This window comes from Streptomyces sp. NBC_00442, from assembly GCF_036014195.1.
GTDB lineage: Bacteria > Actinomycetota > Actinomycetes > Streptomycetales > Streptomycetaceae > Streptomyces.
In genome coordinates this window covers 357,427-382,339 of the sequence record NZ_CP107918.1, presented here as the reverse complement: position 1 = coordinate 382,339, position 24,913 = coordinate 357,427, and the positions used below count along the sequence as shown (strand labels likewise).

Annotated in this window: 25 protein-coding genes; 15 read left to right on the top strand and 10 right to left on the bottom strand. The window is 71.3% G+C overall.

Annotated elements, in window-relative coordinates; translation table 11 throughout:
- Positions 1-159 precede the first annotated feature (159 nt).
- The 4 genes from OG432_RS01740 (at position 160) to OG432_RS01725 (ending at position 4,073) form a co-directional block, all read left to right on the top strand.
- Positions 160-831, top strand: a complete 672-nt coding sequence (locus tag OG432_RS01740; protein ID WP_328306961.1) for an ABC transporter ATP-binding protein — start codon at positions 160-162, stop codon at positions 829-831.
- Positions 832-964: 133 nt separating this feature from the next.
- Complete coding sequence (locus OG432_RS01735) at positions 965-1,159, top strand: hypothetical protein (RefSeq protein ID WP_328306959.1); 195 nt, start codon at positions 965-967, stop codon at positions 1,157-1,159.
- The gene (locus OG432_RS01730) at positions 1,156-2,331 is read left to right on the top strand and encodes a winged helix DNA-binding domain-containing protein (RefSeq protein WP_328306957.1); all 1,176 of its coding nucleotides are present in this window, start codon (positions 1,156-1,158) and stop codon (positions 2,329-2,331) included. Before OG432_RS01735 ends, OG432_RS01730 begins: the two co-directional genes overlap by 4 nt.
- 170 nt (positions 2,332-2,501) lie before the next feature.
- Entirely contained in the window at positions 2,502-4,073 is a 1,572-nt protein-coding gene (locus tag OG432_RS01725) for a hypothetical protein (protein ID WP_328306955.1), read from the top strand.
- Between the two features lie 19 nt (positions 4,074-4,092).
- Here the strand turns inward: OG432_RS01725 and OG432_RS01720 are convergent, their stop codons facing one another.
- From OG432_RS01720 to OG432_RS01710, 3 genes are all read right to left on the bottom strand, one after another.
- Complete coding sequence (locus OG432_RS01720) at positions 4,093-4,524, bottom strand: DUF779 domain-containing protein (protein ID WP_443058318.1); 432 nt, start codon at positions 4,522-4,524, stop codon at positions 4,093-4,095.
- Positions 4,525-4,631: 107 nt separating this feature from the next.
- The gene (locus OG432_RS01715; RefSeq protein WP_328314966.1) at positions 4,632-6,083 is read right to left on the bottom strand and encodes an amino acid permease; all 1,452 of its coding nucleotides are present in this window, start codon (positions 6,081-6,083) and stop codon (positions 4,632-4,634) included.
- Between the two features lie 156 nt (positions 6,084-6,239).
- Positions 6,240-7,196 (bottom strand): hypothetical protein, encoded by a 957-nt coding sequence (locus OG432_RS01710; protein ID WP_328306953.1) that lies wholly within the window; start codon positions 7,194-7,196, stop codon positions 6,240-6,242.
- A gap of 523 nt (positions 7,197-7,719) precedes the next feature.
- On the opposite strand from OG432_RS01710, the gene OG432_RS01705 reads away from it, so the two are divergent.
- The 3 genes from OG432_RS01705 (at position 7,720) to OG432_RS01695 (ending at position 12,940) form a co-directional block, all read left to right on the top strand.
- Positions 7,720-9,927 carry an RICIN domain-containing protein gene (locus OG432_RS01705; protein WP_328306951.1) on the top strand — a complete coding sequence of 736 codons (2,208 nt, stop codon included), beginning with the start codon at positions 7,720-7,722 and terminating at the stop codon, positions 9,925-9,927.
- A 146-nt stretch (positions 9,928-10,073) separates the two neighbouring features.
- Positions 10,074-11,519, top strand: a complete 1,446-nt coding sequence (locus tag OG432_RS01700; RefSeq protein WP_328306949.1) for a glyceraldehyde-3-phosphate dehydrogenase — start codon at positions 10,074-10,076, stop codon at positions 11,517-11,519.
- Positions 11,520-11,701: 182 nt separating this feature from the next.
- Entirely contained in the window at positions 11,702-12,940 is a 1,239-nt protein-coding gene (locus OG432_RS01695; protein ID WP_443058317.1) for a PP2C family protein-serine/threonine phosphatase, read from the top strand.
- Between the two features lie 119 nt (positions 12,941-13,059).
- Here OG432_RS01695 and OG432_RS01690 read toward each other — a convergent pair whose 3' ends face one another.
- The 3 genes from OG432_RS01690 to OG432_RS01680 form a co-directional block, all read right to left on the bottom strand.
- Positions 13,060-13,215: a DUF6131 family protein gene (locus OG432_RS01690; protein WP_328314964.1), complete on the bottom strand. Its 156-nt coding sequence runs from the start codon at positions 13,213-13,215 to the stop codon at positions 13,060-13,062.
- A 125-nt stretch (positions 13,216-13,340) separates the two neighbouring features.
- Positions 13,341-13,733 carry a hypothetical protein gene (locus OG432_RS01685; RefSeq protein ID WP_328306947.1) on the bottom strand — a complete coding sequence of 131 codons (393 nt, stop codon included), beginning with the start codon at positions 13,731-13,733 and terminating at the stop codon, positions 13,341-13,343.
- A 110-nt stretch (positions 13,734-13,843) separates the two neighbouring features.
- A complete protein-coding gene (locus OG432_RS01680) occupies positions 13,844-14,809 on the bottom strand; it encodes an LLM class F420-dependent oxidoreductase (RefSeq protein WP_328306945.1) in 966 nt (321 codons plus the stop codon).
- A 198-nt stretch (positions 14,810-15,007) separates the two neighbouring features.
- On the opposite strand from OG432_RS01680, the gene OG432_RS01675 reads away from it, so the two are divergent.
- Together OG432_RS01675 and OG432_RS01670 are read left to right on the top strand one after the other, a co-directional pair.
- Positions 15,008-15,226 (top strand): hypothetical protein, encoded by a 219-nt coding sequence (locus OG432_RS01675; protein WP_328306943.1) that lies wholly within the window; start codon positions 15,008-15,010, stop codon positions 15,224-15,226.
- Positions 15,227-15,367: 141 nt separating this feature from the next.
- Complete coding sequence (locus tag OG432_RS01670; protein WP_328306941.1) at positions 15,368-16,042, top strand: HAD family hydrolase; 675 nt, start codon at positions 15,368-15,370, stop codon at positions 16,040-16,042.
- Between the two features lie 142 nt (positions 16,043-16,184).
- Here the strand turns inward: OG432_RS01670 and OG432_RS01665 are convergent, their stop codons facing one another.
- Positions 16,185-16,382 carry a hypothetical protein gene (locus OG432_RS01665; RefSeq protein WP_328306939.1) on the bottom strand — a complete coding sequence of 66 codons (198 nt, stop codon included), beginning with the start codon at positions 16,380-16,382 and terminating at the stop codon, positions 16,185-16,187.
- A gap of 45 nt (positions 16,383-16,427) precedes the next feature.
- Positions 16,428-17,381, bottom strand: a complete 954-nt coding sequence (locus OG432_RS01660) for an LLM class F420-dependent oxidoreductase (protein ID WP_328306937.1) — start codon at positions 17,379-17,381, stop codon at positions 16,428-16,430.
- A 683-nt stretch (positions 17,382-18,064) separates the two neighbouring features.
- Between OG432_RS01660 and OG432_RS01655 the strand changes: the two genes are divergently transcribed.
- Positions 18,065-18,598: a type 1 glutamine amidotransferase domain-containing protein gene (locus OG432_RS01655; protein ID WP_328314963.1), complete on the top strand. Its 534-nt coding sequence runs from the start codon at positions 18,065-18,067 to the stop codon at positions 18,596-18,598.
- Between the two features lie 77 nt (positions 18,599-18,675).
- Here OG432_RS01655 and OG432_RS01650 read toward each other — a convergent pair whose 3' ends face one another.
- Positions 18,676-19,212, bottom strand: a complete 537-nt coding sequence (locus OG432_RS01650) for an ATP-binding protein (protein WP_328306935.1) — start codon at positions 19,210-19,212, stop codon at positions 18,676-18,678.
- A gap of 399 nt (positions 19,213-19,611) precedes the next feature.
- Between OG432_RS01650 and OG432_RS01645 the strand changes: the two genes are divergently transcribed.
- The 4 genes from OG432_RS01645 to OG432_RS01630 all read left to right on the top strand — a co-directional run bounded on the left by OG432_RS01645 (position 19,612) and on the right by OG432_RS01630 (position 23,170).
- Entirely contained in the window at positions 19,612-20,334 is a 723-nt protein-coding gene (locus tag OG432_RS01645) for a VOC family protein (protein WP_328314962.1), read from the top strand.
- A gap of 138 nt (positions 20,335-20,472) precedes the next feature.
- The gene (locus OG432_RS01640) at positions 20,473-21,345 is read left to right on the top strand and encodes a class II glutamine amidotransferase (RefSeq protein ID WP_328306933.1); all 873 of its coding nucleotides are present in this window, start codon (positions 20,473-20,475) and stop codon (positions 21,343-21,345) included.
- A 123-nt stretch (positions 21,346-21,468) separates the two neighbouring features.
- Entirely contained in the window at positions 21,469-21,651 is a 183-nt protein-coding gene (locus OG432_RS01635) for a DUF6381 family protein (RefSeq protein WP_328306931.1), read from the top strand.
- Positions 21,652-22,048: 397 nt separating this feature from the next.
- Positions 22,049-23,170, top strand: coding sequence for an AI-2E family transporter (locus tag OG432_RS01630; RefSeq protein WP_328306929.1), 1,122 nt, complete (start codon positions 22,049-22,051; stop codon positions 23,168-23,170).
- 73 nt (positions 23,171-23,243) lie between these two features.
- On the opposite strand, the gene OG432_RS01625 is transcribed toward OG432_RS01630, so the two are convergent.
- Positions 23,244-23,549 carry a hypothetical protein gene (locus tag OG432_RS01625; protein WP_328306927.1) on the bottom strand — a complete coding sequence of 102 codons (306 nt, stop codon included), beginning with the start codon at positions 23,547-23,549 and terminating at the stop codon, positions 23,244-23,246.
- Positions 23,550-23,771: 222 nt separating this feature from the next.
- Here OG432_RS01625 and OG432_RS01620 point away from each other — a divergent pair, with 222 nt between their 5' ends.
- On the top strand, positions 23,772-24,884 hold the full coding sequence (locus tag OG432_RS01620; RefSeq protein WP_328306925.1) for a M20 family metallopeptidase: 1,113 nt from the start codon (positions 23,772-23,774) through the stop codon (positions 24,882-24,884).
- The last annotated feature ends 29 nt before the right edge of the window (positions 24,885-24,913 follow it).

Here is a 24,913-nt window from a genome sequence, read left to right as displayed (position 1 = left end):
CGCCGCTCCGCCCTGGCACCGCGGGACGCTACGCTCGTAGTCTGCTGGATATCCTGACGGAACGTTCCTTCAGGCTCATCCCCGACATTCCGCCGGGGCTGGGGGCGCGGCCCGAGGGCCGGTCCGCCTGCCACCACGCCCACGGGGAGGACTACCGCAGTGCTTGAACTCAGCAACATCACCGCCGGCTACGAGCGGGGCAAGCCCGTCGTGCGGGACATGAGCGTGGCCGTGGCCCGCGGCGAGGCGGTCGGACTGCTCGCCCCGCGCGGGTGCGGCAAGTCGACCCTGGCCAGGGTCGCCGCCCTGCTCCACCGCCCCGACGAGGGGACGGTCGTCGTCGACGGCACCCCCGTCGCCGGGCACCGCCACCGCATCCCGCGCGCCCTGCGCACCACCGTGGGTTTCGTCCACCACGCGCCCCGGGCCGGCGCCGACCCCTCGTTGCGTCTGCGCGATCTGATCGCCGAGCCGCTGAAGGCATCCGGACGGCGGATCGAGATCCGTGAGCGGGTCGACGAACTGGCCCACGCCGTCGGCCTCGGCGGGGACCTCCTGGCCCGGGACATCCGCGAGGTCGGCGACGGCCAGCTCCAACGCGCCTTCCTCGCACGCGCCCTGGTGCTCCGGCCGCGTGTGCTCGTCTGCGACGAGATGACCGCGCTCATGGACGCCGAGACCGCCGCCGCCCTCATCGCGGCGGTGCAGGGCTATCGGCGCGAGACGAGGGCGTCCCTGCTCGCCGTCGGCGACGACCGGGCGCTTCTCGCCACCTGGTGCGACCGCACGGTCATCTGGGACGCGCCGCCGGCGGACGGCGTGCCCGCCTGACCGGCACGGCGCGTGAGGAGTAACGCGCAGTCAACACCCGTACGGCGGACACGTCTTGGTGCGGGCCGCGGCACCTCCTCCGCCACACTGACGCCCGGACGCCGCCATTCCGGCGCGGTGGAGGAGGCTCGTCATGGCTGTTTCGATCTCGGTGGTGCTGTTGCTGCTGGTCCTCGCGATGATCTTTCTTCGGAGCGGAGGTCTCAAGATCTCGCACGCGGTCGTCTGCGCGCTGCTCGGCTTCTTCCTGGCCGGTACGAGCATGGCTCCGACGATTCTGGAGGGCCTGAACGCGACGGCGGGTGTGGTCGGTAGCCTCAAACCATGACCAAGGCCCGCCCCAAGATCACCGCTGAGGAACGCCGTGCCCGCCTGGGCGCACGCCATCTGCTCGCGCCCGCCGCGCGCGCGAGCACCCCGGAGGCGGTCGCCGAGGCGCTGCTCGGGCTGCACGCCACGGACCCGGCCTCCGTGTACCTCTCCGTCGCCGCCCGCCTCAAGAACCCGTCCGTGACGGAGCTGGAGCGCGCGCTGTACGAGGACCGGACGCTGGTACGGATGTTGTGCATGCGGCGCACCATGTTCGTGGTGCCGCGCGAGCTCGCCCCCGTCGTGGACGCCTCGACCGCCCGCGCCGTGGCGGCCCGCGAACGCCGCAACCTCACCAAGGTCATCCAGGAGCAACTGGGTTTCGACGAACGCTGGTTCGCCGCGACCGAGTCCGCGGTGCTTGCCGCACTCGCTGAGCGAGGGGAGGCGACGGCCGCCCAACTGGCCGACGCCGTACCGGGCTTGAAGTCTCAGATCGTCCAGGCCGAGGGCAAGCCGTACGAGGCCCGGCCGCGCATCACCAGTCGCTTCCTGGGAGTGATGGCCGCCGAGGGGCGCATCCGGCGTGGCCGCCCGCTCGGGACGTGGGCCTCCAGCCAGTACCGCTGGATCCCCGCGGAGCCCCACCCCGACCTGCCGGCCGACGAGGCCAAGGCGCGGCTGGCCGCCCGCTACCTGGAGGCGTTCGGCCCCGCCACCACCGAGGACGTCAAGTGGTGGACGGGCTGGACCCTCACCGACACCCGCAAGGCCCTGGCCCGTACCGAAGCGGTGGAGGCCGACCTCGACTCCGGCCCCGGCCATGCGCTGCCCGCCCATCTCGACGCGCCCGCCGAACCCGGCCCCTGGGTCGCGCTGCTGCCCGCGCTCGACCCCACGCCCATGGGCTGGCGCGAGCGCGGCTGGTACTTCGACGTCGGCCACAAGTCCGAACTGTTCGACACCAACGGCAACATCGGGCCCAGCGTGTGGTGCGACGGGCGCATCGTGGGCGGCTGGGCCCAGCGGCCCGACGGCGAGATCGTCACGGAGCTCCTCGCGCCGGGCGGTGTGGGGCGCGAGGCCCGCGCCGCCATCGAGGGCGAGGCGGCCAGGATCGCCGCGTTCTTCGCCGATGTGCGCATCAAGCCGAGCTTCCGAACTCCGCTGGAGCGCCGGCTCGCCCGATGAAGGCCAGGCACGGCCCGGCCGGTGTCTCCAACAGGGCTTCCGCGGGCTTGTGTTGCGCCCGCATGAAGCAAACATGAAACAGCCTCATCTTCCATGGACACTTCAAGCGGCCGGCCCTAACGTCCGGTGCGGCGCGACAACTGTCGTAGGTACGCACCCCAAGGAGCCGCATGTCCCGCAGAGCGCTCGCCCGCGCACTGGCCCTCACGCTCGCCGTCACCGCGAGCACCCTCGTGGGCCCGGCCGGCGTCCGGGCCGCCGAGATACCGAAGGCCCCCGGCCACCGTCTCGTCAGCCAGTACGAGGGCGCCCCCGCGACCGCGCAGCCCGTCCCCGCTCCGGCCCCGGCACAGAACCCGTTCATGGCGGCGAACGGCCGCAACGGCATGCACGGCGACTCCTGGGGGAGCGGCACCCACCCCTACTCCGGGCCGCTGGGCCGTGACCCGCAGGTCACCAGCGAGCAGATCGCACCGCTGGGGGGCGAGTGCGCGACCGCCACCTTCGACGCGGCGGGCCGCCTCCTCACCGTGTGCGGCACCTTCCAGGGCTTCAAGCTGAAGCTCCTGGATCCGCACAGCCTGGCCACCCTCGCCGAGTACCAGCTGCCGCAGCGCTCCTCCACCGTCGAGGCGATCACCCGGCTCGACTTCGAGAAGATCTTCAAGGACACCTCGGGCGGCGCCTACTTCTACCTCGACAACCAGGACCGGGTGGTCCTCGCCGACTCCCGCCACCACATCCTGCGCATCGCCCACCACCAAGCGGCGGACGGCAGTTGGTCCTTCGCCGTGGACGACGACTGGGACCTCACCGGCGTTGTCCCGCACGACTGCGTCAGCTGGACCAACCTCTTCCCCAGCGGCACCTGCGACCCGGTGACCTCGGTGATGCCCGACTGGCAGGGGCGCGTCTGGTGGGTGACCCGGCTCGGCCGCGTCGGCACCGTCGACCCGGCGACCGGGGCCGTCCACTCCGTCCAACTGGCCGGCGAGGAGATCCAGAACTCCTTCTCGGTGGCCGAGGACGGCGTGTCCATCGTCTCGGACCACGCCCTCTACAGCTTCCGGGCCGCCGCCGACGGTACGCCCGTCGTGCAGTGGCGCCAGACCTACGACCGGGGGACCGGCACCAAGCCCGGCTCCGTGAACCAGGGTTCGGGCACCACCCCCGACCTGTTCGGCGACGGCTATGTGGCGATCACCGACAACGCCGACGACCGCATGAACGTCGTCGTCTACCGCCGCGGCAACGATGTGCCGGACGGGCGGCGCGAGGTGTGCCGGATCCCGGTGTTCGGATCCGGGCAGTCGACCACCGACAACTCCCTGATCAGCTGGGGCAACAGCCTCGTCGTCGAGAACAACTACGGCTACGAGAATCTCACGTCGCTCACCTTCGGCCGCAGTGTGGTCGGCGGCGCCACCCGGATCGACGTGCGCGCGGACGGCAGCGGCTGCGACACGGTGTGGCAGAGCGCGGTGCGTTCGCCCTCCGTGGTGCCGAAGCTGTCCACCGCCAACGGGCTCGTGTACTTCTACGAGAAGGAGCCGAACGCGCTCGGCATCGACGCGTGGTACCTGACCGCCGTCGACTTCCGGACCGGCGCCGTCCGCTGGAAGAAGCTCACCGGGACCGGCCCCGCCTACGACAACAACTGGGCCCCGATCACCATCGGCCCGGACGGCACCGCCTACATCGGCGTGTTCAACGGCATCGTGGCCGTGCACGACCGGGGCTGAGGAAGGAGCGGCGGCGGGTTCAGACCAGGCGCGACCGGATGAGGAACCGCACCCCTTCCGGCGCTTCCAGGGAGAACCCGCTGCCGCGGCCCTCGACCACGTCGACGATCAGCCGGGTGTGCCGCCACAGCTCGTACTGGCTCGTCGACATCCAGAACGGCACGGGCTCCGCCACGCCGGCCACCGCGAGGGAGGCGAGCAGGATGTCGGAGCCGCCGGTGCGGAACTCGCCCGCCGGATAGCACATGGGGGCGCTCCCGTCGCAGCAGCCGCCCGACTGGTGGAACATCAGGGGCCCGTGGGCCGCCGCCAGCGCGCGGAGCAACTCGTGGGCCGCCGACGTGAGTTCGACGAGGGGCGCGCCGTCGTGCGGTGCTGCCGCAGGGGCGGCGGCGGGCCGGCGGGCCGGTTCCGGGTGCTGCGCGGGCTCCGGGTGCTGCGCGGGCGTCATCTCTCCTCGCTCCTCCGGTCCGCGCGCGGGCCCCTGTGGGCGCCGCCGCGCGGACCGGCCCCGCTCACCTCACCACGCGGGTGGTTGCAAGCGGGTTGCGAGCGTCCCTAGATGAGGTCCATCGCGGCCACCTCGTCGGGGCTGCCGTAGCTGACCGGCCCCTGGAAGCGCCGGCGGGCGGTGGCGAACCACCAGACGGTGGCGATGAGCAGGACCGCGCCGAGCGCGATCGGCGCGTAGTTGAAGGAATCCGCGGTGATGGGGGAGACCTGGGGCAGCATGAACAGGACGCTGCTGAGCACGATCCACACCACGGCGACCGCGGCGACCGGCCTGCCGTAGCGGCCCAGGTTCCACGGACCGGGCTCGAAGTCGTTCAGGCGCAGCCGCAGGAAGATGGGCACGCCGTACGCCAGGTACAGGCCGACCACGTTGACGCTGACGATGGCGGTGAACGCCGTGTGCGACCACCAGCCCGGAATGATCAGCACCAGGGCGCAGGCCGCGGCGAGCCAGACGGCCTTGACGGGCGTGCGGGTGCGCAGCGACACCGAATGCCACCAGCGGGACCCGGGCATCGCCCCGTCGCGCGAGAAGGCGAAGATCTGGCGGGTGTTGCTGGTCATGTTGGCCAGACCGCAGAACAGCATGGCGCCGATGACGATCAGCAGGAGCAGCTTGGCCATGCCGAGGCCCAGCGCGTCGATGAGGATCTGCACCGGCGGCGCCGACGCGGCGATCTCGCTCGCGTAGTCACGGATCGAGTAGACCAGGGCCAGCATCAGGACAAGTCCGGCGAGGGCCGAGTAGAGGATGGCCCGCATGATGCCCTTGGGCGTGTTCACGGTGGCCTTCACCGTCTCCTCGGACATGTGGAAGCTGCCGTCGAAGCCGGTGAACGTCCAGCTGGTGACGAGCAGGCCGAGCATCGCGGCGTACCAGCCGTTGCTGAATCCGGTGCTGTTGGCGAAGTGCGTGGCGAACGACACCGGCTGGTGGGAGCCGGGCTTCACGGTCAGCGCGACCACGATCACCACCATGCCGATGAGCAGCCACCACACCGAGATCCGGTTCACCACGGCGACGAGCTGCACGGTGTAGGTGTTGGCGAGCGCCTGGACGAGCAGGATCGCCGTCGCGATGCCGACCGTCTGCTGCGGCGTCGCCTCGTACGAGGGCCACTGCATGGAGATGAACGCCTGGATGAAGGTGGCGGCGGCGTAGTTGGTGGCGGCGGTTCCGCCGACCTGCCCGACGAAGTTCAACCACCCCGTGTACCAGGACCAGGCGCCGCGATGCCGCTTCGCGAGCTTGCCGGCGGAGAAGTACAGGGCGCCGCTCGTCGGGTAGGCGGACGCGATTTCACCCATCGCGGCGCCCACGAACAGAACCATGGCCGAGACGCCTATCCAGCCGAAGACAAGAATCCTCGGACCGCCCGCGCCCATTCCGAAACCAAATGCGGAGAAGATGCCGGAGATAATGTTGATGATGGTGAAGGATATGGCGAAATTGTCGAAGGCGTGAAATCTACGGGTGAGTTTCCGTGGATATCCCATCGCGTGCAGCGTGGCGTCGTCGTCGAACGTGGACGACGGTTCCACGGGACGGGTCGACGGGCGGGCGGGGGACGTGCGCTCGGACACAGGGGCAACCTTTCCTCGGGGATGAAAAGACGCGTGGTCTCGCGGGCGGGCCGTGCGCGCCGGCCGTGATCAGGTCGGCGCGGGGGTCGGGAGGCCACAGGACTTCCTGGCCCGGGTCAGCTGCTCCCCGGGATCGCCGAACATGCTCCAGGGCATGCGCGAGGCGTAGGGCCCCATGGCCGTGAGGACTTCACGCGCCTCGAATTCGCGCTTCGCCATGAACAGCGCGTGCGCCAGATACGCCAGGTCGAGGACGGGTGTGAAGCGATAACTCGCCGCCTGGGGAAACCAGTTGTGGTAAATACCCAGGGCCGTCGTCGCCCATTGCGGCTGCTGCCAGGTCTCGTTCGCCAACAGCGCGTTGGGGTCGTAGTCCTCGACCAGCGCGACCAGCGGGAGCAGGCGCAGCGCCGAGGTGCCGGGCGCGCGGTGACTGAGGAAGGAGGCGACGTCCCACCGGGCGCTCGCCGAGCCGCCGTGGCGGGTGAAGAAGCAGGCCAGGAAGCGGTGGTGGGCCTCGCGGTGCCAGGGGTCGAGCCGCAGCACGTGGGCGAACATCTGCCAGGGCCCGGCCGGCGCGGTCAGCAGCCCCCTGGGCGCCGCGTCCCGGGGCCCGTCGATGCGGGCCAGGGCCAGTTGGGCGGCCCACGGCGTGGGATCGTTCGGCAGCAGCCGGGCCGCCCGCACACAGGCCGCCTGCGCTATGCGCAGCAGCGTGTCGGAGCGTGCGTCACCGGCGTCGGCCGTGCGCAGCGCGCGGATCATCGCCACGCGCGCCGCCAACAGGGCCGCCTCCGGGCCGGGTTCCTCGGCCAGCCAGCGCTCCGCGAGGTCCGAGTCGGCCGCCTCCGAGGCGAGCACCAGGGAGCGATGGGCCCTCAACTCGTAGTCCCCGCGCGTCTCTTGGAGAACGTTGTGGGCGCCCAGGTAGCGCCCGGCCCGCACATCGGTGCACGCCCGTGCCAGCTCGCGATCGTCGGCCGCCGGATGCCACACGTAGTGTCCCTCGAACGAGCCGGCAGCCACGATCCTCTCCCTGTGTCCCCGCGGACGACACCCCGCGCCCTACGAATCCCAGCCATGCGGAATTCAGCCGGAGCCCGAGCTCGTACGCAGGTTCACCGACAGCGACCCACACCTTACTCATCCTTTAGGCCCATCGAAACTCGTCGCCCGGAATATCTGGTTCCGTGCGCTTTGGTAAGTCGGGCAGGGGTGAGCGATGCTCATGAATCCATTGGCTTCGAGTCGGTTTTCGGCCACACATTCCGCCGCGTGGCTCGACTGCGTACGTATTCGGCGCATTCGCCGCGGCGGGCCGTGCGACCCCTCCTGCGCGCGGGGCCGCTTCGCGCGGGGCCGCTTCGCGCGGCGCGCAGGACGGCACGGCGGCGCCGCGCCGAGGCGACAAAAGTCCAAGCCCGGCCGACGGATGTCCGTGGACGGCGGCCACGGCGGTGCACAGACTGCCCAGCACGCGGGCGGCCCTGTCGCCGGCGAGCGCCGTTCCCCGCCCCCACATCCGTGGGCCGTCACAGAAGGAGCGCCCGTGTCATCCCCCACCTTCAGAGCAGTCGCCGCGGCCGTCGGCGCCGCGGCTCTGGCATTGGCCGCCGCGGTGGCACCGCCCGCGTCGGCCGCGCCCCGCGACGCGACCTACACCATCGGCGTCGGCTCGCCCGTGCCGTACGCGCACCCGACGGACACGCCCGCCTCGACGTACATCGACAAGGACGGCACCTTCTACTTCCAGCAGTCGGCCGCCCTGTACGGGGCCAAGGACCCCCGTTACTGGGACTTCTTCACCGGCACCGACATGGACAGCGCCTCCCGGTCGAGCGCGATCAGCGACGCGGTGAACCCCGCCAACTCCGCCGACAAGAACAACGACACGACCTGGCGCTGCAACAACAGCCCCACCGGTGTCGGGGCGAGCTACGCCGTCGGCAACGCGGGCTACTCGCAGAAGAACTACTGCGACCTCTCCGGCGTGTGGGTCGACCCGGACACCGGCGACTGGTACGGGCTCGTCCACAATGAGTTCACCCCGGCGCCGTTCTCCGACGGCATCCACTTCGACGCGATCGACTACGCGGTCTCCAAGGACCAGGGCCGCACCTGGACCATCAAGGACCACGCCATCACCTCGCCGTACAGCACCAAGCGCGGCGACACCACGCAGTTCCCGCACGAGACGTACTCCTACGGCGACGGCGACCAGCGGCTCTTCGTCGACACCAAGTCGGGCTACTTCTACGTCTACTACGGCTCCCGCATCGTCGCGAAGGGCGGGAACTGGGAGGACAGCCTGGCGCACGTCGCCCGCGCGCCGATCTCCTCGAAGATGGCGAGCGGCTCCTGGCAGAAGTGGTACGACGGGCACTGGTCGCAGCCGGGCGTGGGCGGCCTCGAAAGCAACATGGTGCCGGTCGACGCCTCCAGTTCCACGGGGTACACCCCGGTCGCCGGCGACTACAGCCCGGCCCACGCGGGCACGGTGGCGCAGCAGATCGCGGCGGGTCAACTGCCCACCAAATCACCGCTGTTCGTCATGAACATCACCTATGACGCGTACTTGGGCCTCTACATCGGCGAGCCCGAGGCGGTGAACGGGACGGCGCCGCAGCGCATCTACGCCACCGACGACCTCGCGAGCCAGAAGTGGCGTCTGCTGGGTGACACCGGCGGCTACACCAACAACTCCTGGTACCGCTGGTTCCTCGACGGCGCCAACCGCACCAACTCCGCGATCGTCGGCAAGACCTTCCGGTCGTACTGCTCCATCGAGTGCCAGGGCGGTGCCGACGGCGAATACGTGGACATCACGGTGGGCTCATCGGCGCCCGCAGCGCCTCCGGTCGACGTGACCAAGAGCTACCGCATCGGCAGCGGTGACGGCCGGGTCCTGGCCCAGGCCGCCGACGGCACGTCGGTCACCTCCCTCGCGGCCCCCGCCGGGTCCGCCGCGGAGGCCTGGACGTTCGCCGCGAACGGCGACGGCTCGTACCGCGTCGCCGCCGCGTCGAGCGGCAAGCTCCTCGGAGTCCCCGCCACCTCCAAGGCCGGGCGCGCCTGGGGAGCCCAGCCGGCGCTCGCCGCCGCCGGGGCAGGCGGTCCCACCGTCGGTCAGCAGTGGTTCGTCGTGCCCGTCGCCGCCACCGGCTCCTACCGGCTGGTGAACCGCTACAGCGGGCTCGTGCTCGGCCTGTCCGCCAAGTCCGGCCGGCTCGCCGAGACCACGCCCACCCGGAGCTGGAGCGACACCACGGGCGGCTCGGTCGGCGGATCGCGCACCGCCGCCGAACAGACGCTGGCCCTGACCGCCACCGGAGCCGCCAGCGGCGGATCCCTCGACGGCACCCACACCCTCTCGGCGTCGGACGCGTCCCTCGACGACCCGGGGCACTCGACGGAGCAGGGGACGCAGCTCATCACCTGGAGCCCCAACGCGGGAGCGAACCAGAACTGGGTCTTCACCCGGCAGCCCGACGGCAGCTACCAGATCGTCAACGCCGAGTCGAAGCTGTGCGCCGACGTGACAGCGAGTTCCCACGCGGCCGGAGCCAAGGTGATCCAGTGGGCCTGCACCGGCGGCGCCAACCAGCACTGGACGGTCACCGCCACGGCCGACGGCCGCTACACGCTCGCCTCCAAGACCGGGGGACTGCTCCTCACCACCGCATCCACGGCCGACGGGGCACTGGTCACCCAGCAGCCCGACACGGGCTCCGCGCTGCAGCGCTGGACCATCGGCTGAGACGCCGGGACCCGGTCGCCGCGCGGCCCGTCGCTGCGACCGGGTCCCACCCTCCCACCAGCCGTTTCCTTCAAGGGGCACCGGATGAACGATCAAAAGTCGAGGGGGTTAGCATATGAGCGCCGCCTAGCTCGAAAGATGAACCCGTGACTGTCAATGACGACTCGTTCACCAACTGGAAGAACCGCGAGGAAATCGCGGAGTCGATGATCCCCATCATCGGGAAGCTGCACCGGGAGCGGGACGTCACGATCCTGCTGCACAGCCGCTCCTTGGTGAACAAGTCGGTGGTCAGCCTCCTCAAGACCCACCGATTCGCCCGGCAGATAGCCGGGGAGGAGCTCTCGGTCACCGAGACGCTGCCCTTCCTGCAGGCTCTGACCACCCTCGATCTCGGCCCCTCCCAGATCGACATCGGCATGCTCGCCGCGACGTACAAGGCCGACGACCGCGGCCTCTCGGTCGAGGCGTTCACCGCGGACGCCGTCATCGGCGCGACCGGCGCGAACAAGATCGAGCGCCGGGAGGGACGCGACGTCGTCCTGTACGGCTTCGGCCGCATCGGCCGCCTCGTCGCCCGCCTGCTCATCGAGAAGGCGGGCTCGGGCAACGGGCTGCGACTGCGCGCCATCGTCGTCCGGGGCGGCGGCGAGGCGGACCTGGTCAAGCGGGCCTCGCTGCTGCGGCGCGACTCCATCCACGGCCAGTTCCAGGGCACCATCACGGTGGACGAGGCGACGAACACGATCGTCGCCAACGGCAACACCATCAAGGTGATCTACGCCAACGACCCGTCCGAGGTCGACTACACGGCGTACGGAATCAAGGACGCCATCCTCATCGACAACACGGGCAAGTGGCGTGACCGCGAGGGGCTTTCGAACCACCTGCGCCCCGGTATCGACAAGGTCGTCCTGACGGCCCCGGGCAAGGGCGACGTGCCCAACATCGTCCACGGCGTCAACCACGACACCATCAAGCCGGACGAGCAGATCCTGTCCTGCGCGTCCTGCACCACCAACGCGATCGTCCCGCCGCTGAAGGCCATGGCCGACGAGTACGGCGTGCTGCGCGGCCACGTGGAGACCGTCCACTCGTTCACCAACGACCAGAACCTCCTGGACAACTACCACAAGGCCGACCGCCGCGGCCGTTCCGCGCCGCTGAACATGGTCATCACCGAGACCGGTGCCGCGTCGGCCGTCGCCAAGGCGCTGCCCGACCTCAAGGCGCCGATCACCGGCAGCTCCATCCGCGTGCCCGTCCCGGACGTGTCGATCGCCATCCTGAGCCTGCGCCTGGGCCGCGAGACCACCCGTGAAGAGGTCCTCGACCACCTCCGCGACGTGTCGCTGCACTCGCCGCTGAAGCGTCAGATCGACTTCACGACCGCTCCCGACGCCGTGTCCATGGACTTCGTCGGCTCGCGCCACTCCTCGATCGTCGACGCCGGCGCGACCAAGGTCGACGGCGACAACGCGATCCTCTACCTCTGGTACGACAACGAGTTCGGCTACTCCTGCCAGGTCATCCGCGTCGTCCAGCACGTCTCCGGGGTGGAGTACCCGACCTACCCGGTGCCCGCGCTCTGACCCGAGCGGCACGCCGGATCGAAGGGCAACCGGATGCGACGGCATCCGGTTGCCCTTCGCCCGTACCGGACGGCCCGATCCCCGTACGGGTGGGGCGCGGGCCGTCCGGCGGGCCCGCCCGACCGATGCCGCCTATCGTGAAAAGCACACGACAGGCGAGGCGGCGGCGTGCGGGCAGGTGCATGGTGAACGGGTCCGGCATCCACTACGAGGCGGTGTTCCGGGCCCTGCCCGCCCCGGTGGCCCTGCTGACCACCGATCTCGTCTACGCCGATGTCAACGTCGCGTTCACCACGCTGACGGGCCGGACCCGCGAGCAGCTCGTCGGCCAGTACCTCTTCGACGTCTTCCCCGACAACCCCGACGACGAGAGCGCCAGCGGGATGCGCAACCTGGGCGCTTCGCTGCGCCGGGTGGCGGCCACCGGCGAGCGCGACACCATGGCGTTGCAGCGCTACGACGTGGAGGACCCCACGCGGCCCGGGGTGTGGGAGGAGCGGTACTGGAGCCCCGTCAACACCCCCGTCCTCGGGCCGGACGGCGAGGTCGTCCTGCTCCTGCACCGGGTGGAGGAGGTCACCGAACTCATCCGTGCCCGCGGCCGGGCCGGCCGGGCCGGCGGGGACGGGGCGAGGGTCCTGGAGGCGGAGCTCTACAGCCGGGCCCGGGACCTGCAGGAAGTCAACGAGAAGCTGCGTCAGGCCCACGCCAGGGAGCACGAGGTCGCCCTGTCCCTCCAGGCCGCGATGCTGCCCGCGTTCGACCACCTGGAGCGGCGTGACGCCGCCGTGCGCTACCGCCCGGCGGTCGGAGCCCTGAACGTCTGCGGCGACTGGTACGACCTGGCCGAACTGCCCGGGGACAGGGTCGCGGTCGCCGTCGGCGACGTCGTCGGGCACGGTCTGGCCGCCGCCGGGGTCATGGGGCAGCTGCGCAGCGCCCTGAGCGCGGCCTCACGCGTGGCCGAAGGACCGGGCCGCGCCCTGGACGTGCTCGGCCTGTACGCGCGCTCGGTGGCCGGCGCCGAGTCGAGCACGGCCTTCCTGGCCGTCGTCGACTGGGCCGGGCACACCGTCACGTACAGCAGCGCCGGGCACCCGCCCGCGGCGCTCGTGCACCCGGACGGCACGGTGGAATTCCTCGACGCGGCGACCGATCCCCCGCTCGGTGCCCGCCCCGAGCACGTCGACCGCCCGCAGGCCACGGCGGCCTTCATCACGGGCGCGAGTCTCGTTCTCTACACCGACGGCCTGGTGGAACGCCGCGACGAGGACATCGACACCAGTCTCCAGCGGCTCGCCGGGTCCCTGGGGCGCCATTGCGGCGCCGGCCCCGAACTTCTCGCGGACGCCGTTCTGGCCGATCTGCTCCCGACCGGCGGCGCCACCGACGACACGGCGCTGATCGTCCTGGGGCTCTGAACCAGGCCGCTCAATCAGGCCTCTGAACGCGCGCGCCCCGGGGGTCGTGCCGCGCATGGGCGGGCACGGTCCCCGGGGCGCTTCTTGTGCGGCGGACGGAGTGCGTCCGCTCCGAGCCGTTACCAGTAGTGCCGCCGTCCACCGACCGCGTGACCCACGGATCCCAGGATCCACAGAATCGCGCCCAGGACGACGAGGATGACGCCGATGGTCCACAGGATGGAAATGCCGGCCACGAAGCCGACGACCAGCAGGATGATTCCGAGGACGATCATGATGTCCTCCGCTCTCGTGAAGGGTTCCCGCTCCTCGTACCAGAGTATGTCCATGCGACCGATACGGGACCGGTTCGCACACGACGAACCTTCCCGGGGGGCACGTCGGCGGCGCCCCTGACCGCCTAGGCGCTCGTGAGACGGATCTGGACGTCGACCTCCTGGTCGCCCGCCGACATGCCCGCGGCCTCCACCGCGAAAGCCTCGGCCAGTGTCTTGCGCAGCCGGTCCACCGCCACGGGGCCGCCCTGGAGATCGGCGGTGACGGGCCCGGCCAGGAGCACCCCGGCCACCTGCTCCGGGGCGTGGTCGACGCGGAAACTGCCGGTCCAGGCGGCCGGCTGCGGGCTCTCGCCGCGGTGCGGCACGACCCCGGCGCGATCGGAGGCGAAGTGGGCGCCCAGCACCTCGAAGACCGCGTCCGCGTCGGCAGGGGAGCACTCCGCGAGCATGACGTGCACCAGGTCGGGGGAGTCGGGGGAGACGTCGGGGGACGCCGGGGAAGATGTGTCGTTCACGCTGTTCTCCGTGCTCTTGAGTTGCGGGCTTCCCGGATACCGGGGTGTCCGGGAACGGGTGTCCAGGAGGTGGGGCGTCGGGCTCGGGGTGTCCGACTCGGGGTGTCCGGTCAGAGTTCGCGCAGGGCGGGAAGCAGCTTCTTCTCGGCCCAGTCGATGAAGGGGCGCTGCTGCTCGCCGCCGATCTGGACGAGGGCGACCTCGGTGAACCCGACTTCGGCGTATGGGCGTACGGCCTCCACGAACGCGGAGACGTCGTCGCCGCAGGGGATCGCGTCCGCCACGTCCTCACGGGTCACGAAGCTCGTCGCGCCCTCGAAGCCGGACGGGCCGCGCAGTTCGGAGTTGACCGGCCAGCCGCCCATGGCCCAGCGGAACTGGTCGTGTGCTCGGGAGACCGCCGCGTCCCGGTCGGTGTCGAAGCAGACGGGCAGCTGCCCCACGCGCGGCTTGCCCCGGCCGCCGTGCCGGTCGAAGGACTCGATGAGCTTCTTCTTCGGCTCGGTGGCGATCACGAGATCGGCGAGCCGGCCGGCCAGTTCGCAGGAGCGCTCGCCCGAGACCGCGACACCGATCGGCGGGAGCTCGTCGGGAAGGTCCCACAGGCGGGCGTCGGACACGTCGAAGTACGTGCCCCGATGGTTGACGTTGCCGCCCTCGAACAGCGCCCGGATGATGCCGACGGCCTCCTCCAGCATGCCCAGACGCACCTGAGGGGAGGGCCAACCCTCGCCCGTCACATGCTCGTTGAGGTTTTCGCCCGAGCCGAGGCCCAGCCGGAAGCGGCCTTCGGACAGGAGCTGCATCGTGGCGGCCTTCTGCGCCACGACCGCCGGGTGATAACGCACCGTAGGGCACGTCACGTACGTCATGAGGGGGATCCGGCTGGTCGCCTGCGCCGCCGCCCCGAGCACGCTCCACGCGTAGGGGGCGTGGCCCTGCGACGTCAGCCACGGGAAGTAGTGGTCGGAGGTGACGGAGAAATCGAAGCCCGCCCGCTCGGCCGCGACGACGTCGTCGACGAGGGCACGCGGGCCGGCCTGCTCTGTCATCATCGTGTAGCCGATTTGCACCATAAATCACCCTTTTCCGATCGGCTGCGGCCAAAACCTCCGTCCCGCCCGGCGTGCGGCCGACAGCACGCCGCGTACCCGCCCACACGGGACGTACGCGGCCAGGATGCGCCCCGCGGACGACTTCCGCCCGACATGTTTCGAGCGCGCGCCCCGGGCAACCCGGTCCAAGCAGACCCGTCTCCCCTGCAAGGAGTTGTCGTGGTCCTCATAGCCGTGTTCCTGCCCACGCTGATGCTGATGGCGGTTCTGGCACTGGCCAGGTACGAAGAACTCATGCTGGGCGGGGAAGAACCGGTTCAGGCGCCACCCGGTCGCCACCTGGTCGCGGTGCCCGACCTGCCGGAGGCCGGGCCGGGTGATCCGGAGCGGGTGCGGCCGTACGGAGCCGCACCCGCACAGGAGCGGCCCGCGGCATGATTCACGAGCCGCCCTGCGGATGTCGGGGACGGCGAATCACGGCATGATCGGCAGAGGGGCGGAAGCCGGGGCGGAACCCGGACACGGAACGCCCGAGTACGGGAACACACCCGAGTACGGAACGAAGGAAGGCCTGGACGCATGGCACGTGCGGCGCTGTTCGACGTCGACGGAACCCTCGTCGACACCAATCATCTGCACGTGGTCACCTGGTGGGAATCATTCCGCCAGGCGGGGCACGACGTGTCGATGCACGACATCCACCGCGCCGTCGGCCTGGGCTCCGACGACCTCATCGAGCACCTTCTCGGCGAGGACCGCGACAAGGACCAGGACGAGACCCTGAGCGCCGCCCACACCACCCTGTACGGGACCTACTTCGAGCGCCTGCCCTCCCTCGACGGTGCCCGTCGCCTGCTGCGGGAACTGGCCGGGCGGGGGTGGCGGATCGTGCTGGCCACCTCGGCGGGCGGGCCCGAGCTGAAGGCGCTGCGGCGTGCCATCGATGCCGACGACGTCATCGCGGGCGTCGCGAGCGCGGACGACGTGAGCAACGGCAAGCCCGCCCCCGACCCGGTCGAGCGGGCCCTCGAACTGGCCGAGGCCGAGCCCGCGGAGGCGGTGTTCGTGGGGGACACGGTCTGGGATATGAAGGCGGCCGCTGCGGCCGGCGTACGTGCCGTGGCGCTGCTCGCCGGCGGAATCGCCCGTGCCGACCTCGAAGAGGCGGGCGCGCTGGCCGTGTACGGGGATCCGGCGGAACTCCTCTCCCGCCTGGACACCAGCATCTTCGCCCAGATGGAACGCAAGGACTGAGCGCGTCCGTACGCCCGCGTCCGCACGGGAGCGGGAGCGGGCGCAGCCGAGGGGCGTCTGGCCGGGTGAGTGGTACCCGGCCAGACGCCCCTCGTGTGTGCCGTGCGGGCCCGGCCGTGCGGTGCCGGGCCCGTCGTGCGGCTCAGTCGTCCGACGCCTCTTCCTGCGCCCCCTCGTTGGGCGTCAGCGCATCGCCGGCCTCGCCGTCGTGGGAGTCCTTGTACCCCGCCCGCCTGGGGTCGCGCGTCTCCGCGTCCTCGAACTCCTTGAGGACCTCGTCGAGCGCCGTGTCCGAGTGGGAATCGGAAGAGCCGGTGTCCTGCTGGTGCGGGTGGGTCATGTCACTCCCGTGGTCGGTGCGTTGATGCGGTGGTGCGGGGCGGACTCAGCCGAGCTGCGGCAGCACCTTGGTGCGGTAGAAGTCGAAGAAGCCCTGCTGGTCCTTGCCGATCTGGTTGATGTAGACGGTGTCGAATCCCGCATCCACATACCCCTTGACCGCCGCCACATGAGCGTCCGGGTCGGGTCCGCAGGTCACGTTCTCGCGGACACGGTCGGGGGTGACCAGCTCGGACGCCTGCTCGAAGTGGCTCGGGGTCGGCAGGATCTGCGCCAGTTCGCCGGGCAGTTGCTCGTTGGGCCACAGCCGGTGCGCGGTGCGCAGCGCCTCGTCCTCGTCCGCGCTCCAGCACACCTTCAGCCCCGCCATCACCGGCTTGCTGCCGCCGCCGCTGCGCCGGAACCGCTCGATGGACGAGGCGTCGGGCGCCATGGTGATGAAGCCGTCCCCGATCCGTCCCGCGACCTCCGCGGCGAGCGGTCCGAAGGCGGAGACATCGATGGGCACGGGCTCGTCGGGCACGGTGTAGAGCCGGGCGTTCTCCACCGTGTAGTGCTTGCCGTGATGGCTGACCTGCTCGCCGGTGAAGAGCTGGCGCATCACCCGGACGGCTTCCTCCATCATCTCCAGGCGCACGGCGGCCTCCGGCCACGGATCGCCCAGGATGTGCTCGTTGAGCGCCTCCCCGCTGCCGATGCCCAGCCGGAACCGCCCGTCGAGCTGCACGGCGCTGGTGGCCGCGGCCTGGGCCACGACGGCCGGGTGCATCCGGACGATCGGGCACGTCACGGCGGTTTCCACGGGCAGCGAGACCGCCTGGGAGAGCGCCCCGATCACCGACCAGACGAACGGGCTCTGCCCCTGCTCGCCGTTCCACGGGTGGTAGTGGTCGGAGATCCACAGCGAGGTGAAGCCGGCCTGCTCCGCCATTCTGGCCTGCTCCACCAGCTCGGCGGGCGTGTGCTCCTCGCTGGACAGGAAGTAGCCGTATTCCGTCATGGGGACTCCTCACGGGTGGCTGACGCGACGTTTCCCCGTCCGGGTGGCCGTAGCGGGCACGGGGAAACCGCCCCGGGGCCACGAGTTCCGCGGCGCGGGGGCCCGTCCCTCGTCACCCTAGGGGCGGCCCCCCGCCCCCGCACGCGCGAGAAGGCGGTGAGCGGCCGAGTGGCGGGGAGGGGCGGCCTCGGGTAGCCGTAGGGAGGGCGTGAGCCCCCGCGCACGGATTCTCGCGGGCCGGGGAGCGAGCGACGGCGACGACGGAAAAGTGGAGTGATGCACGTGCCCGACAGCCCCGCTTCGGGCGCGGAGGAGTTCCGGCGCGTCACCGACGTGAGCCGCCTCGGCCGCGAGCCACCTCGGCTTCGCGCAAGGCACGCACACCGCACTGGCACGCATGCTCCCCCACGACGGGGGAACGATCGTCCGAGTCGGCTCCGCGCACGGCGAGCGCTGCCTGGCCAGAACCGGGTACGGCTCGCGGCAGCGCGAGGACATGGGCCATGACGGCCCACCACCCCGCCCTTGCCGCCGACACCGCGTCGGGCGCGCCGGCCACGGCGGGGTGGGCGCCGCGCCGGTACCTCAAGAAGACCTGAGCCTCACTCGGAAGACGCGAAGCTCATCCACACGACATGAACCTCACCGCGATCGGCGCGGTGCACTCGGAAGGGAGCGACACCATGAAGGTGGCATTTCTCGTGGCGGCGGAAGGCATCGAGCAGGTCGAGCTGACCGAGCCGTGGAAGGCCGTGAAGGACGCCGGCCACACCCCGGAACTGGTCTCCACCGACTCGGGTCGCGTCCAGGCCTACGACCACCTGGACAAGGCCGACACCTTCGCGGTGGACCGCACCGTGAGCCAGGCACGGCCGGACGACTACGACGCGCTGGTGCTGCCCGGTGGCGTGGCCAATCCCGACGCGCTGCGCATGAACGAGGACGCCGTCGCCTTCGCGAAGGGCTTCTTCGACCTGGGCAAGCCCGTGGCCGCGATCTGTCACGCGCCGTGGACGCTCGTCGAGGCGGACGTGCTGCGCGGCCGCACCCTCACCTCGTGGCCCAGCCTGCGCACCGACATCACCAACGCGGGCGGCACGTGGGTCGACGAGCAGGTGAAGGTCTGCACCGGCGGTCCCAACACCCTGATCACGAGCCGCAAGCCGGACGACCTCAAGGCGTTCTGCGAGACCCTGATCGGTGAACTCGCGGCCTGACGCCCCTCCCGCGACCGTCAGGTCACCTGGGGAAGGCACCCCGCGCGCAGGGGTTGCCTTCCCCACGCCCCGTGGTCTCAGGCGTCGCTGAGGCACCACTGGTCGGGGCGCGCCGGGCGCTCGTGGACGAGGGTGTCGAGGCGCGGCAGGTCGGACACGCTCACGGTGGTGCTCAGCGTCGGCGTCGGGGGCAGCGCGCGCAGCGGGCGGAGCGCCTGTGGCTGGGCGGTGAGCGTGAACCAGACGACCTTGCCGTCCGACGTGGGCTGAGTGCCCCAGCTGTCGCTGAGGTGGGCGATGAGGGCGAGTCCGCGACCGCGCTCGGCGAAGGGCCGGGGCCCCTGGAGGCGGGGCAGGCGCGGGTCGCCGTCCGCGACGGACGCGGCGAACTGCCCGCGCGCCCACCGCAGTTCGAGCACACAGGGCCGATCGCCCTCGGTATGGCGGTGGACGTTCGTGAGAAGTTCGCACACGCCGAGGCTGACGGGCTGGATGATGTTCTCCAACCGCCAGTGGCGCAGATGAGCGGCGACGATGCGGCGGACCTGAGGTATGCGGTCCGGCGTCGCGAGCAGGCTCAGGGTGTACTGGCGGGGACTGTCGTTGGCTACCACTACGGCTCCCTTGTCGGCGGGAGCGGCTCGCCGGCCACTCCCGCGTCCGCAGCCACGCAAGGACTACTAAAAGTAGCCAGGTGAGCACAGCGCGGATTCCTCCAGCATGACCCGTACGGCGGCATCCGCAACACGAGCCACCTCCGCCGCACGGGGGAAGGGGGGCGGGGGACGTCGCGCCGTCCCCCGTCGGCCCCGTCCCCGCCGACGGGCACCCCCGACTCGGCGGCGGGATAGTGGAACGACCATCACCGGTGTGCGCCGACACCCGGAAGCCACCCGGCAGCCACCCGGAACAACCTGGAAAAGAGGCCCTTCGTGACGCCCCCATCGACAGACTCCACCGCCCGACTCCGCTCTGGTGAGGCCGTGTTCGGTGTGCCGTGCTGGGTGAGCCTGATGGCTCGGGATCTGGGTGCGGCGCTGGATTTCTATGGTGCGGTGTTCGGGTGGTCGTTCCGGTCGGGGGCGTTGGGTGAGGAGTTTCGTATCGCGTCGTCGGGTGGGGTGCCGGTGGCGGGGATCGGGGCGTTGGCTCCGGCGCTTCGGGTGGCGGTGGCGTGGACGCCGTATTTCGCGGTGGAGGACGCGGATGTGACGGTGGCGCGGATCAAGGAGCGGGGTGGCACGGTGGGGGTGGGTCCGGTGGCTCTGCATACGGGGCGGGGTGTGTTGGCGGCGGACCGGGACGGGGCGGTGTTCGGGTTGTGGCAGGGTCCGTTGGTGTCGCAGTGGGAGGTGTGGCGGGATACGTCGCCGGCGTGGACGCGGTTGCGGACGCGGGATGCGTTCGATGCGGCGATCTTCTACGGGGAGGTGCTGGACTGGGCGTGTGAGCGGCCGGGCTGCTGTGAGGTGCGGTACGAGCACGACGAGGTGGTGTTGCGGCACGGCGGGCATGTGGTGGCGCGGCTGACGTCGGGTGCCGTGGAGGCGGCTCCCGATCCGGGTCTGCGTCCGCACTGGCACACGCATTTCACGGTGAAGGATCCCGAGGCGGTGGCCGGTACCGCCCGTGCCAACGGTGCGACGGTGCTTGCCGAGGGCACTTCACCCGCGGGGCCCTGGGTCCGTGTCAGCGACCCCGACGGAGCCACCTTCACCCTCAGCACCCCCGCCTGAACCACCCCCCACCACCAACCACCGGCGGGCTCCCGCCTCGCACGCGGCCGGCCCTCCCGGCGCGTTGCGTTCATCGGGCCGGCGGGGCACGATGCCCCGACGGGCCCAGGTCTGTGAGCGAGCGTGGAGGTGGCGTCGATGTGCCGTCTGTTCGGACTGAGCAGTGCCCCGCGCCGCAGCCGGGCGACTTTCTGGCTCCTGGACGCCCCCGACAGCCTCAGCGCGCAGAGCCACCGCGACCCGGACGGGACGGGACTCGGATACTTCGACGCCGATGGAGCGCCCCAGGTCCGCAAGGCGCCCGACGCGGCGTACGCGGACCGTGACTTCGCCCGCCAAGCGCGCCGGATCAGCTCGGCCACCTTCCTCGCCCACATCCGGCTGGCCTCCACCGGCGGCCTCAACGCCGCCAACACCCACCCCTTCCAGCAGGACGGCCGGCTGTTCGCCCACAACGGGGTGATCGAGGACCTCCCCGCCCTGGAGGCCCACCTCGGAGAGGACATGGGCCTGGTGCGCGGCGACACGGACTCCGAACGGGTCTTCGCCCTGATCACCCGTGAGGTCCGTGACGCGGGCGGCGACATCGGCCGGGGCATCGAGCGCGCCACCCGTTGGATCGCCGCCCAACTGCCGGTCTACTCCCTCAACTTCGTCCTGATCACCGCGGACGAACTCTGGGCGCTGCGCTACCCCGCCACGCACGAGCTGTACGTACTGGAACGTGAGGCGGGCGGCCCGCACGGGGCCCGGCACCTCGACCACAGCGGCACCGCGGGCCGGATGCGTGTGCATTCCGGGGACCTGGCCGACGCCCCGGCGTGTGTCGTCGCCAGCGAGCCCATGGACGATCACCCCGACTGGCGTCTGATGGAGCCCGGCATGCTGCTCCGCGTCACGCCCGACGGCCGGGCCGAGCAGCGACTGGCGGTGCCGGACCCGCCGGCGAGGCCGCTCGACCTGAACGACCTGTCCGACCGGGCCGCCCACTCGCAGACGGCCGGAGGCTGAGCTCCTCCCCGGAGACGTCCTCTACCCCGAGTTGTCACCGTGTGTGACTGTTCGGGATGCGTTCAGGGCGGGGCCCTGTTTGGCTTGGGCCAGCTGTACCCCACCCGATTCGCAGGAGTGATCATGAGCGTCGCAGACGAGTTCGGTGCGCGTGCCCGGCAGTTGAGCCAGAAGGCCGAGGAGCTGGAGCGGACCGCGGAGCGTGCCACCGACCCGGAGGAGCGCCGTCGGCTGAAGGAGAAGGCGCGTCACCTGCAGGAGCAGAGCCGGATGGCGTCCGAGGGCAGGGGCATCGACCCCATGTGACGGAGCGCCCGCGTCACGACGGCCCCTCGCGCCCCCAGAGCGAACGAGGGGCCGTCGCGCGTGTCGCGCGCGACCGGTCAGCCGATGAGGATGCCCGGCAGGGCCGGGCCATCGAGCGGGGCCGTGCCCACCAGCAGCCAGGCCACGTGGTCGCCGATGTGACCGGAGTGCCGGCCGGCGCAGAGGTTCCGTGCACCTGCTGCCCCGGCGCGGCGGGCCGCCCGCCGCCCTCGGCCGGATGGCGGCGGCGCCACCGTCGCCCGACGCCGGTGGCCGGATCCCTGCCTAGGGTCGAAGCTGGAAGCGACCGGCAACGGCGGCCTCGCAGAGAGGTACTGGGAGATGCACTCACCGCACGCCCGCGCCTCACTCGCGCCGGGCGGAGACGAGGACCGTGATGGCAGCGGCCCGGCCTGAGGGCGACGGCCCCGAGCCCGTCGAGCGGTCCACGGTGGGCCCGGCGGGCGCCCGGAGCGCCGGCAGAAGGGTCGTGGTCGGCGGCAGATCGTGGATCGCCGTCGGATTCGGCCTCGGCCTCGGAGCCACACTGGCGTGGCTGACCGTCCAGACCGTCCTGGAGGTCGGCAGTCTCCTGACCCTGCTGCTGCTCGCCGTGTTCAGCGCGCTCGCACTCGAACCCGTCGTCGCCTGGCTCACCCGCCACCGGCTGCCCCGCGTCTGGGCCGTACTCGTGGTGCTCGTCGTGCTCCTCGGCGTCTTCGCGGGGTTCCTCGCGCTGGTCGTGCCGCCGGTGAGCGACGAGGTGAGTGCCTTGGCCAAGGCGGTGCCCGGCTGGCTGCGGGACGTGCACGACCACAATTCGACGCTGGGCAGGTTCGAGGACCGCTACCACGTCCTGGACAAGGTCAAGCAGCAGTTCTCGTCGGGCGGCGCGGCCGGGCTGGCGGGCGGTCTGCTGGGCGCCGGCCGGGTCGTGGTGGGGGCGGTGACCTCTGCGGTCGTCGTCATCGTGGTGACCGTGTACGTGATGGCGTTCCTGCCGTCCCTCAAGCGGTTCTGTCTGCGCTTCGTCGCGGCCAGCAAGCGCCCGCACGCCAAGGAGGTGACCGACGAGATCCTGAACCGGGTGGGCCGCTACATGCTCGGCAACGTCGTCACCTCGGTGATCGCGGGCCTCGCCTCGTTCCTGTGGTGCGTGGCCCTCGGCGTGCCCTATCCCGCGGCGCTCGGCGTCTTCATCGCTCTGATGGACCTCATCCCCATCGTGGGCAGCACCATCGGCGGCTTCGTCGTCAGCCTGGTGGCGCTGTCGGTCTCCCTGCCCGTGGCCCTCGCGACAGCCGGGTTCTACGTCGCGTTCCGGGTCGCCGAGGACTATCTGATCGTGCCCCGCGTGATGCGGTTCGCCGTCGACGTGCACCCGCTGGTCACGGTCGTGGGCGTGCTCCTCGGGGGCGCGCTGCTCGGCATCGTCGGAGCCCTGGTCGCGATCCCGGTCGCCGTCGCGATCGGGCTGATCCTGGACGAGCACGTCTTCTCCCGTACGGACGCGTCCTGACCGTTCCCTACGGACGTGTCCTGACCGTCCGTGCCGGGGCGGTTCGACGGCACGGGGCCGGGGGCCGTACCGCTCAGATCCGCTGGTCGCTGTAGCCGCACACCCAGGCGAGGCCGTCGTGCACACCGCGGGTGAAGTCCCGGGCGCCGCTCTGGGCGGTGGGATCCTCGAGCTGGACGACGGCCGCGTCCACCTCGGCGGTCAGCAGGGGCAGGTCGGGTACGCGATGCCGGGCGGCCGTGCCCGTGACGGGGGCGCGGGGGGCGCGGCCGGTGGCCCAGTTGTAGGCGGCGGCCACACCCAGGGCGAACTGGGCGGGCGCCTCCGAGCGTGCCGTCAGGTACTTGAGCGCCAGGTCCACATCGGTGCGGGGCCGCACGCCGATCAAGGTGTTCCCCCTGTCTCGCCCCGTCCGGGTATCCGGGGTGGTCCCGTCCTCGGGTGCGGTCACATCACTCACCTCTGCATGCCGTACGTCGCCGCTTTCGGGGCCTCACTGGGCGAGTACCCGCTGTGCGGCTCCATCGACATGTCCTTTTGGCAGTAGTTCGGGCGGGGACCTGGCCGGGGCGGCCGGGTGCGCGTTCACTAACCTGGCCGGATGACGATGCGCACGGCGGTCCCGGTGAGTGTGGACGCGATGATCGAGGATCTCAGGACTCTTGTCGAGGTCGAGTCGCCGTCGCGCGACCTCGACGCCCTGGCGGCATCGGCCGGAGCCGTGGCCACGGTCATCGAGAACCGTCTCGGCGGCCGTGCCGTGCTCGTGGAGAGCGAGGCGGGACCGCACGTCCACTGGTCCGGCGGGGGCGATCCCGCGGTGCTGATCCTCGGCCACCACGACACCGTCTTTCCGCTGGGCACCCTTGGGCGCCGCCCGTTCGGGGTCGCGGACGGACGGGTGACGGGACCGGGTGTCTTCGACATGCTGGGCGGTCTGGTGCAGGCGGTCCACGGGGTGGCGGCCCTCGACGACCGCTCGGGCGTCGAGATCCTGGTGACCGCCGACGAGGAGGTCGGCTCCCGCGCCTCGCGCGCGCTCATCGAGGAGCGCGCCCTCGCGTGCGGCGCCGTCCTGGTGTGCGAGGGCGCGGCCGACGGGGGAGGCGTCAAGACCGGCCGCAAGGGCTGCGGCACGTTCCAGGTCTTCGTCGAGGGACGGGCCTCGCACGCCGGTCTCGAACCCGAGGCCGGGGTGAACGCCCTGGTCGAGGCGGCTCACCAGGTCCTGGAGATCGCCGCGCTCGGCCGGCCCGGCATCGGCACGACCGTCACCCCGACCGTGGCGTCCGCGGGGACCCTGGACAACGTCGTACCCGCCGCGGCCACCGTCACGGTGGACGTACGGGTCGAGTCGGCCGAGGAGAAGGAGCGGATCGAGGCCGCCTTCGCCGCGCTGACCCCGCACCTCGACGGGGCGAAGCTCAGGGTCGAGGGCGCCGTGGGGCGGCCCCCGATGCCCGAGTCCGCCTCGGCCGGGCTCTTCGCGGTGGCCCAGCGACTGGTGCCCGGCCTCGAAGGGAAGGCGGTCGGGGGCGGAAGCGACGGCAACTTCACGGCGGCCCTGGGGGTGCCCACCCTCGACGGGCTCGGGGCGGTGGGGGGCGGCGCCCATGCCGACCACGAATACGTGGTGGTGGACACCATGGCCGAACGGGCCAACCTGGTGGCTGGACTCGTCCAGGCCCTGCGGAACCCGGCACGGGACGCGTAGTCGCAGCGAGACCGGCGCTGCTGATCGGC

Bases quoted from the DNA above. Each gene is read 5' to 3' on its own strand.
- OG432_RS01735 (WP_328306959.1), top strand. From the start codon at position 965: ATGGCTGTTTCGATCTCGGTGGTGCTGTTGCTGCTGGTCCTCGCGATG.
- OG432_RS01730 (WP_328306957.1), top strand. From the start codon at position 1,156: ATGACCAAGGCCCGCCCCAAGATCACCGCTGAGGAACGCCGTGCCCGC.
- OG432_RS01725 (WP_328306955.1), top strand. From the start codon at position 2,502: ATGTCCCGCAGAGCGCTCGCCCGCGCACTGGCCCTCACGCTCGCCGTC.
- OG432_RS01720 (WP_443058318.1), bottom strand. From the start codon at position 4,524: ATGACGCCCGCGCAGCACCCGGAGCCCGCGCAGCACCCGGAACCGGCC.
- OG432_RS01715 (WP_328314966.1), bottom strand. From the start codon at position 6,083: ATGGGATATCCACGGAAACTCACCCGTAGATTTCACGCCTTCGACAAT.
- OG432_RS01695 (WP_443058317.1), top strand. From the start codon at position 11,702: ATGGTGAACGGGTCCGGCATCCACTACGAGGCGGTGTTCCGGGCCCTG.
- OG432_RS01690 (WP_328314964.1), bottom strand. From the start codon at position 13,215: ATGATCGTCCTCGGAATCATCCTGCTGGTCGTCGGCTTCGTGGCCGGC.
- OG432_RS01680 (WP_328306945.1), bottom strand. From the start codon at position 14,809: ATGGTGCAAATCGGCTACACGATGATGACAGAGCAGGCCGGCCCGCGT.
- OG432_RS01670 (WP_328306941.1), top strand. From the start codon at position 15,368: ATGGCACGTGCGGCGCTGTTCGACGTCGACGGAACCCTCGTCGACACC.
- OG432_RS01665 (WP_328306939.1), bottom strand. From the start codon at position 16,382: ATGACCCACCCGCACCAGCAGGACACCGGCTCTTCCGATTCCCACTCG.
- OG432_RS01660 (WP_328306937.1), bottom strand. From the start codon at position 17,381: ATGACGGAATACGGCTACTTCCTGTCCAGCGAGGAGCACACGCCCGCC.
- OG432_RS01655 (WP_328314963.1), top strand. From the start codon at position 18,065: ATGAAGGTGGCATTTCTCGTGGCGGCGGAAGGCATCGAGCAGGTCGAG.
- OG432_RS01645 (WP_328314962.1), top strand. From the start codon at position 19,612: ATGGCTCGGGATCTGGGTGCGGCGCTGGATTTCTATGGTGCGGTGTTC.
- OG432_RS01640 (WP_328306933.1), top strand. From the start codon at position 20,473: ATGTGCCGTCTGTTCGGACTGAGCAGTGCCCCGCGCCGCAGCCGGGCG.
- OG432_RS01635 (WP_328306931.1), top strand. From the start codon at position 21,469: ATGAGCGTCGCAGACGAGTTCGGTGCGCGTGCCCGGCAGTTGAGCCAG.
- OG432_RS01630 (WP_328306929.1), top strand. From the start codon at position 22,049: ATGGCAGCGGCCCGGCCTGAGGGCGACGGCCCCGAGCCCGTCGAGCGG.
- OG432_RS01620 (WP_328306925.1), top strand. From the start codon at position 23,772: ATGACGATGCGCACGGCGGTCCCGGTGAGTGTGGACGCGATGATCGAG.